At 56.7% G+C, this 1,360-nt stretch carries 2 protein-coding genes and 1 pseudogene; all 3 read left to right on the top strand.

Annotation, left to right across the window (positions count from 1 at the left end):
* Positions 1-731 (top strand): DUF6973 domain-containing protein (locus tag ACFWF3_RS35980; RefSeq protein WP_379318634.1); only part of this gene is annotated, 731 nt, incomplete at its 5' end.
* Between the two features lie 7 nt (positions 732-738).
* Positions 739-1,254: a hypothetical protein gene (locus tag ACFWF3_RS35975; protein ID WP_379318633.1), complete on the top strand. Its 516-nt coding sequence runs from the start codon at positions 739-741 to the stop codon at positions 1,252-1,254.
* Positions 1,255-1,272: 18 nt separating this feature from the next.
* Positions 1,273-1,360, top strand: a pseudogene (locus tag ACFWF3_RS35970) (succinate dehydrogenase iron-sulfur subunit); the annotation flags it as partial.

Raw genomic sequence — 1,360 nt, 5'->3', positions numbered from 1 at the left:
GTCTTGTCAATGCAGCACAGTCAGCGGAAGACTCGCGGACGGCGATCGACAAAATCTTTTCCGAGGTTCCGATCCCACCGAACGCCGAGCTCGATCAGATCAAATTCGGCTACCAGACCGACGTCGATCCCGCCGGCATGACAAAGTGGCCAGATGGCGCATTAGCCGCGACGCTTGAAGTCATGACCTTGGGATCAATCGATCCCAAGGATGTCACACATAGCGAAGCCGAGATGCTGAACAATCTCAGTCTCGCAGATCAAGCGCGCTTTCTCATTCTTTCCGATGAAGCTTCTGCAGCCGCCGAGGAAGCCTACCCCGGCATAGCTACACAAGACAGTCATGTCGACGCGTACAGGCACACATACTGGAATGCAATGATGACCCAGGAGTTCGGTGCCGAGTGGACCCAAGAATACGCGACCAAACACGAGGGACGAGCAGACAACGCTGCAGTTCGCGAAGCGATGGACCTGCACAATAACGAAGTCGGCCGCAAGATCGGCGCGGCAAACCCTCAGGCAAGCTCCGCCGAGATGCGGGAGTTGGTCCAGCAGGCAGTGGATGGTGGCGATACGGTCCTCATCGATCGCGATCAAAATCTGGCCTGGACCGACGATGTAAAACCAGGCTCTTCGGTTGTTTCCGAAGAATTCGATCGAAATCCGATCTTCCTACCAGGAACGCCCTTGCCGAACAGCAACCCTTCCCCGAACAGGCCGAATTCCTGAGCACAGAGTGGAGATCAAAGCGATGGCAATAAGGTCGATGGCTATTTCCATGCTTGCGCTGGGCATAAGCACAACAGCGCTCACCGGCTGCGATTCGTTAAATGCGAGAGAATCAGTTGAGGTCGCTTCGGAGCCAACCGGCTGGGATGCACCATTCTCCCAACTACTGGCATCACATAACAGTTCGAAACTGGGCGACGTCGTTCGAAATACGGGCGTGCCCGTCGAAAAATGGGAGAAACTGTACAGTTTCACCGGCGACGCCTCTCCGGAACGTGTAAATGATACTGTCGGAATTGGCGATATAGAATGGGTGAACCGCTCACGCAGCTCTGACGTCACCATGCACGTCTTCGTCAGCAGTGGGAAGGTGGTCTACGCATTCAACGATCAGAAACCCCGCAACGGAGCGACAAGTGGTGCGTTCTCGACACCTACCGCGACCGTGACACCGCGCGCTATTGAGCGCGGCTACCCGACAAACGACACAATCTGGGTACTCGATATCGGCGGTGGCGAATAGCCGGGCCGACCAGGCGCCATCCTCAACGACGTCGAAGGTGTCTGGCGCTGCCGCACCACCTTCAACTGCACCGACGCGTGCCCCCGTGGCATCGAGGTCACCAAGG

Origin of the sequence: Nocardia sp. NPDC060220 (assembly GCF_042727815.1) — a bacterium.
Lineage (GTDB): Bacteria > Actinomycetota > Actinomycetes > Mycobacteriales > Mycobacteriaceae > Nocardia.
The sequence above is the reverse complement of the archived record's forward strand: the minus strand, read 5'-3'. Positions and strand labels throughout refer to the sequence as shown.